General features: G+C 73.6%; 6 protein-coding genes. 4 read left to right on the plus strand and 2 right to left on the minus strand.

All coding sequences use genetic code 11. The features are described 5' to 3' along the window. Window positions 1–1108, minus strand: a 1108-nt coding sequence (locus GTW08_RS24640; protein ID WP_161152605.1) for an NAD(P)H-dependent oxidoreductase, incomplete at its 3' end; no start/stop codon positions are given. Between the two features lie 204 nt (window positions 1109–1312). Here GTW08_RS24640 and GTW08_RS24645 point away from each other — a divergent pair. From GTW08_RS24645 to GTW08_RS24655, 3 genes are all read left to right on the plus strand, one after another. Then, window positions 1313–2623: an SLC13 family permease gene (locus GTW08_RS24645; RefSeq protein ID WP_073575439.1), complete on the plus strand. Its 1311-nt coding sequence runs from the start codon at window positions 1313–1315 to the stop codon at window positions 2621–2623. An 18-nt stretch (window positions 2624–2641) separates the two neighbouring features. Continuing rightward, the gene (locus GTW08_RS24650) at window positions 2642–3541 is read left to right on the plus strand and encodes an SCO6745 family protein (protein WP_073575438.1); all 900 of its coding nucleotides are present in this window, start codon (window positions 2642–2644) and stop codon (window positions 3539–3541) included. A gap of 108 nt (window positions 3542–3649) precedes the next feature. After that, window positions 3650–4651 (plus strand): TerC family protein, encoded by a 1002-nt coding sequence (locus GTW08_RS24655; RefSeq protein ID WP_073575521.1) that lies wholly within the window; start codon window positions 3650–3652, stop codon window positions 4649–4651. 22 nt (window positions 4652–4673) lie between these two features. On the opposite strand, the gene GTW08_RS24660 is transcribed toward GTW08_RS24655, so the two are convergent. Further along, the gene (locus tag GTW08_RS24660) at window positions 4674–5003 is read right to left on the minus strand and encodes a putative quinol monooxygenase (protein ID WP_073575437.1); all 330 of its coding nucleotides are present in this window, start codon (window positions 5001–5003) and stop codon (window positions 4674–4676) included. Window positions 5004–5206: 203 nt separating this feature from the next. On the opposite strand from GTW08_RS24660, the gene GTW08_RS24665 reads away from it, so the two are divergent. Then, the gene (locus GTW08_RS24665; RefSeq protein WP_073575436.1) at window positions 5207–6184 is read left to right on the plus strand and encodes a WYL domain-containing protein; all 978 of its coding nucleotides are present in this window, start codon (window positions 5207–5209) and stop codon (window positions 6182–6184) included. Window positions 6185–6271: the final 87 nt, after the last annotated feature.

A 6271-nucleotide genomic window follows, 5' to 3' on the forward strand; every position in this document is an offset into this window, starting at 1 on the left:
GGACCACCCCGTGCACGGTCGAGCCGCCCTCGCCGTCGAGCCGGTCCCCGGGGACCAGGTCGCGCTTGGCGGTGGCGACGACGTCGGCCACCCAGCCCCGCGGCCGCCCGGAGTCCGCGCCGCGGGCCCCCGCGGCGCACACGCTCTGCGCCAGCTCCAGCCCGATGAGGTGGTACGGCCGGTACATCGCGGTGTAGCGGCCCGCGGGGTCGGTGCGCAGTCCGTAGTTCGCGAAGCAGGCCGCCACGTAGTCGCTCGGCGCCTCCAGCGTCACGTAGACGCCCCACCGCAGGTCGCGGTCCACCGGGCTCCCGTCGCGGTGCAGCGACGACACGACCTCCACCGTCCCGGTCCGGTCCAGCACCCCGCCCGCCTCGCGCGGGATGCACACCTGCTGCAGATCGTCGGTGCCCGCGGGCGGGAAGGCGAGCCCGGCCTCCGGCGGGAGCAGGCCGGTCGCGTTCGCGACGGCGGCCATCTCGATCGCGGACTTCGTGCCGTCGAGGAAGGAGTTGAACATGACCGGGTTCAGCCCGGACCCCGCCGCGTGCTCGGGGGTGAACCCGTAGTGCCCCCACACCGTCTCCGGGGTGGAGCGGTGGTACTCCGGCAGGTACTTGGTGCCCTTCCCGGCGGCGACGACAGCGAAGCCGTTGGTCCGCGCCCAGTCCACCAGCTCGCAGATCAGGCTGGGCTGGTCGCCCGAGGCCATCGTGTAGACCACGCCCCGCTCGGCCGCGCGGGCCGCGAGCACCGGACCGACGAGCACGTCGGCCTCGACGGTCACCATCACGACGTGCTGCCCGGCCTCGATCGCGCCCAGCGCGTGCGCGGCGCCCGCGACGGGGGAGCCGGTCGCCTCGACGACGACGTCCACGTCGTCGGCCCCGAGCACCGCGTCGACCGAGGTCGCGACCCGGGTCCCGGTGAGCCCGGCGGTGTCCAGTGCGGCGCGGCCACGCTCCTCCGAGAGGTCGACGACGGCGCTGACCTGCAGGTTCGGCACCCGGGCCGCCTGGTGCAGGAACATCGTCGCGAACGTGCCCGCACCGATCACGCCGGCCCGGACCGGTGTGGAGCGCTGCTGCATCGTCTCGAACAGACCCATCCGGTGCCCCTCCACGCCGTCGCCGTACCACCCCGCTGTGACCGACGGGGGCACCGTGCGCCGGTCCGCGGTCGACTGTCAACGGTTGACCAGACTGTGGAACGCCGCGATGTGGTCGCTTGCTCACGATGTGGGTCATCTGTCACGGTGTCGTCCGGCCCGGTCACCGCCGTCCGGGCCGGTCGACACCGAGGAGCGAGGCCGATGGGGCCCGAGATCATCGCGATCGCCGTGCTGGTGGTCATGTTCGTGATCGCCACGACGATGCCGGTCAACCTCGGCGCACTGGGGTTGCTCGGCGCGGCCGCGGTCGGGATCGGCGTGCTGGGGCTGAGCCTCGACGACGTCCTCGCGGGCTTCCCCGGAGACCTGTTCCTGCTGCTCGTCGGGCTGACCTACCTGTTCGCGCTGGCGACGGCCAACGGCACCGTCGACCTGCTGGTCCACTGGGCGATGCGGGCCGTCCGCGGGCGGCTGGTGCTCGCGCCGTTCGTGTTCTTCGCGATCTCCTGCGGGCTCTCGGGGCTCGGGGCGTTGTTCGCGGTCGCGATCGTCGCACCGCTGGCGATGCCCTTCGCCCGGCGCTACGGCATCAACCTGCTGCTCATGGGCATGATGGTCGTGCACGGCGCGCTCGGCGGGGCGTTCTCGCCGATCACCGTCTACGGCGCGTTCGTGAACTCGACGATGGCGGGCGTGGGCCTGCCCAGCGACCCGATCGCGCTGTTCCTGACCCCGCTCGTGGTCAACGTCGTGATCGCCGTCGTGATCTTCGTGGTGCTCGGCGGCCGGTCGCTCGTCGGGCGCACGGTCGACCCGGTCGAGGCGCCGGACGCCGACGCCGCCCCCGCCGGGGACACCGGCACCGCGACCGGAACCGCGACCGGCACGATGACCGAGGCCCCGGTCGCCGGCCGGGTCGGGCTGGAGCAGGGCATCACGCTGGCCGGCATCGCGCTCATGGCCGTCGGCTCCGCCGCGTTCGGCTGGGACGTCGGCGTCGTCGCGCTCGCCGTCGCGATCGTGCTGCGGCTGGTCGCCCCGCGCCGCCCGGACGTCGTCGGGAGGATCTCCTGGTCCACCGTCCTGCTGATCTGCGGTGTCGTCACCTACGTAGGCGTGCTCCTGGAGGCCGGCGCGGTCGACCTGGTCTCCTCGGGGATCAGCGGGATCGGCGCACCGCTGCTCGCGGCGCTGCTGCTCTGCTACGTCGGCGGCGTGCTCTCGGCGTTCGCGTCCTCGGTGGCGATCCTCGGCGTCGCGATCCCGCTGGCCCTGCCGTTCCTGCAGCAGGGCGAGGTGTCCGCGGTCGGGATGGTGGCGGCGCTCGCGGTGGCCGCGACCGTCGTCGACGTCAGCCCGTTCTCCACGAACGGGGCGCTGGTGCTCGCCAACGCGCCCGCCGACGTCGACCGGGACCGCTTCTACCGGCAGATGCTCGCCTACGCCGGCGTGGTCGTACTGGTCGGTCCGCTGCTGGCCTGGGCACTGCTCGTGCTGCCCGGAGTGCTCTGAACGGGTTAACGTCCGGGCATGAACGACGCCGCCGTCGCCGCCGGGCGCCTCGCCCGTGGGCTGGAACCGCTGCACTCCCAGGTCTACTTCGCCCCCGAGGGCGAACCGGCCTACACCGCCGCCGGGCTGGAGCCGGGCCGGATGAGCTACTTCGCCCCGCGGGCCGCACCGATGGGCGCGGTCGGCGCCTCGGTGGTCACCGCGACGTTCTACAACTTCTCCCCGCGCCTGGTCGCGAAGTCGGTCCCGCGGGCCTGGGAGCTGGTGTCCGCAGCGGACCTGCTCGACGTGCGGTTCGCCGTCGCCGACGCCTCGCTGCGCCGCACCCTGGGCGACGACGCCGTCGCCTCGCCCGAGATGGTCGAGGCCGCCGGGCTGGCCCGGACCGCGGCCGGGGCCGTCACCCCCGACGGGCGCCCGCTCGCCGCCGGCCACCTCGACGTGCCCTGGCCGACCGAGCCGCACCTGGTCCTCTGGCACGCACTGTCGATCCTGCGCGAGCACCGCGGCGACGGGCACATCGCGCTGCTGGTCGAGGCCGGGCTGTCCGGGCTGGAGGCGCTGGTCACCGCGACCGCGACGGGCACCGGGTTCACCGTGGCCTTCGCCCGCGGCAGCCGCGGCTGGTCGGCCGCCGAGTGGAACGCCGCCGTCGCCGGGCTCGCGGACCGCGGCCTGCTGCAGCCGGCCGACACGGCCGGGGACGACGCCGTCGAACCGGTCCTGACCGAGGAGGGCACGGCACTGCGCAAGCGGATCGAGAACGACACCCACCGCCTCGGCGCCGCCCCGTGGTCCGCGCTCGGCGCCGACGGGGCCACGCGGCTCGGGGAGCTCGGCGGGGCGTTCGTCCGGACGGCCCTGGCGAACGGGGCGTTCCCCGCCGAGGGGGTCTTCGCGGCGCGTCCGAAGGGCTGATCGCGGTCCGCGCCCGGCCTCAGGACGGGCGCGGTGTCCTGACTGCCCGATATGGTGCGCTCCGCAACCGACCAGCGTGGTCGGTGTGGTGACCTGCAGGAGGACCCGGTGCTCGAGATCAGCGGCCTCGAATGGGCCGTCACGATCGGCGTGATCATCGCGCTGCTCGCGTTCGACCTCGTCCTGGGCTGGCTGCGGCCGCACCGGGTGGGATTCAAGGAGGCCACCGCCTGGTCGGTGTTCTACATCCTGGTCGCGATCGCGTTCGGGCTGGTGTTCGCGACGATCCACGGCTGGGACTTCGGCACCCAGTACTTCACGGGCTACATCGTCGAGAAGAGCCTGTCGGTCGACAACCTGTTCGTCTTCGTCGTGATCATGACGACGTTCGCGGTGCCGGAGGAGCACCAGCAGAAGGTGCTGACCTTCGGCATCGTGCTCGCCCTGATCATGCGCGCGATCTTCATCGCGGTCGGGGCGACGCTGCTGAACCTGTTCTCGTTCATGTTCCTGGTCTTCGGTCTGCTCCTGCTGTGGACCGCCGTGCAGCTCTACCGGCACAAGGACGAGGACCCCGACATCGAGGACAACCTGGTCGTGAAGGGCGCGCGCAGGCTCTTCCCGGTCACCGAGGAGTACGACGGCGGGAAGCTGTTCACCCGGGACAACGGCCGCCGGGTCGCCACCCCGATGTTCATCGTGCTGGTCTCGATCGGCGGCATCGACCTGCTGTTCGCGCTCGACTCGATCCCCGCGGTGTTCGGCGTGACCCAGGAGGCGTTCATCGTCTTCACGGCGAACGCCTTCGCCCTGCTCGGCCTGCGAGCACTGTTCTTCCTGGTCAAGGGCCTGCTTGACCGCCTGGTCTACCTCTCGACCGGCCTGGCGGTCATCCTGGGCTTCATCGGGGTGAAGCTGGTGCTGCACTGGGCCCACGTCGACATCAACCCGGCCGTCCCGGAGATCCCGACCATGGCCAGCCTGGTCGTGATCCTGGGGATCCTCGCCGTGGTCACCGTCGCGAGCCTGATCAAGACGCGCAACGACCCGTCGATGACCGCCCACGCCGGGTCGCTGCGTGCCCGCAAGGAGCGCTCCGACCGCGACTGAGCCGGCCCGGCCGGCCCGGCGCTCAGCCGGGCAGGCCGGTCAGGCCGGGCCCGCCGAGCGGGGTGACATCGATGTAGTCCGGCGGGGCGGTGAGCAGCGCCAGCACGTCGCCCAGGCCGCTCTCGCCGATGTCGCGGCTCAGTGCCGCCTCCGACGACGCCGCGTCGGACCACATCTCGGTGACCCAGACGACGTCGGGCTCGTCGGGGGTGGCGTTCACCACGTAGGCGAGGCAGCCGGGCTGGGCGGCCATGTCGTCGGCGACGCGGAGCAGCGCGCCCGCCAGTTCGGTCCCCTGCCCCTCCAGGGCCACCATCCGCACGTACCGGCCGACCCGCTCGCTCGTGTCCACGGCGGCGACCGTAGACGGCCCCTCCCGGCGTCCCGGGGCCGGGGCGGGCTCAGCCCGCGGGCTCGTCGGCGTCGCCGCGGCCGCCCCTCCACACCGGAGGTGGTGCCGACGATCTCCTCGGATGCCGTGGTTCCGGTCTGCTCCGCTCCGTCCGCCGCCATCCAGGACAGGATCCGACCGGAATCGGCGGCACACTGGTCGTCGTGATGGGGACATCGGCGCGGCTGCTGCGCCTGCTCGGGCTGCTGCAGGTGCCGCGCGACTGGACGGGGCCCGCCCTGGCCGAGCGCCTCGACGTCGACGTGCGCACCGTCCGCCGCGACGTCGACAAGCTCCGCACCCTCGGCTACCCGGTCCACTCCACACCCGGAGTGACCGGCGGCTACCGGCTCGGCGCCGGGGCAGCGCTGCCACCCCTGCTGCTCGACGACGACGAGGCCGTCGCCGTCGCGGTCGGGCTGCGGACCGCCGCGGGCGGATCGGTCTCGGGCATCGAGGAGACCTCGGTCCGGGCCCTGGCCAAGCTGGAGCAGGTCCTGCCGAACCGGCTGCGTCGCCGCGTCGCCGCGCTGGGCACCGCGACGTCCACACTCGCCGCGCGCGGCCCGACCGTCGACGCGGACGTGCTGTCCGCGCTGGCCGCCGCCTGCCGCGACCACGAGGTCCTGCGGTTCGACTACGTCGCGGGGGACGGGACCGAGACCCGCCGGGTCGCCGAGCCCGAGGGTCTCGTGCACACCGGACGCCGCTGGTACCTCGTCGCCTGGGACACCGGCCGCGACGACCGTCGCACCTTCCGGGTGGACCGGATGCGGCCCAAGCTGCCCGCCGGGCCGCGCTTCGTCCCGCGCCCGGAACCGGAGGGCGGGCTCGCCGCGTTCGCCCAGCGCGGCATCTCCTCGGGTGCCTACCCGCACCGGGCGCGGATCGTTTTCCACGCCCCGGCGGAGCAGATCGCCGAGCACGTCACCCCGGCGTCGGGGATCGTGACCGACCTCGGCGGGGACCGCTGCGAGCTCGCGGCCGGGGCCTGGACCCTGGAGTCGCTGGCGGTGTGGCTGTGCTTCTTCGGCGTCGACTTCGAGGTGGTCGAGCCGGTCGAGCTGGTGGAGCACCTCGACGCGGTCGCCGCCCGCCTCGGGCGGGCCGCGGACCACACGCGCGCGAACGGCGGCGGCTGACCGGACCGCTCAGAGCAGGGCGCGGACCGCGCCCACGGGCGAGCCGTGGCCGAGCACGTCGGTGCGGGTCGCGGCGGTGAGCGCGTC

The sequence above is a fragment of the Pseudonocardia sp. SID8383 genome (assembly GCF_009864975.1).
In the GTDB taxonomy this organism is placed as follows: domain Bacteria; phylum Actinomycetota; class Actinomycetes; order Mycobacteriales; family Pseudonocardiaceae; genus Pseudonocardia; species Pseudonocardia alni.

Bases quoted from the DNA above. Each gene is read 5' to 3' on its own strand.
- GTW08_RS24645 (WP_073575439.1), top strand. From the start codon at position 1,313: ATGGGGCCCGAGATCATCGCGATCGCCGTGCTGGTGGTCATGTTCGTG.
- GTW08_RS24650 (WP_073575438.1), top strand. From the start codon at position 2,642: ATGAACGACGCCGCCGTCGCCGCCGGGCGCCTCGCCCGTGGGCTGGAA.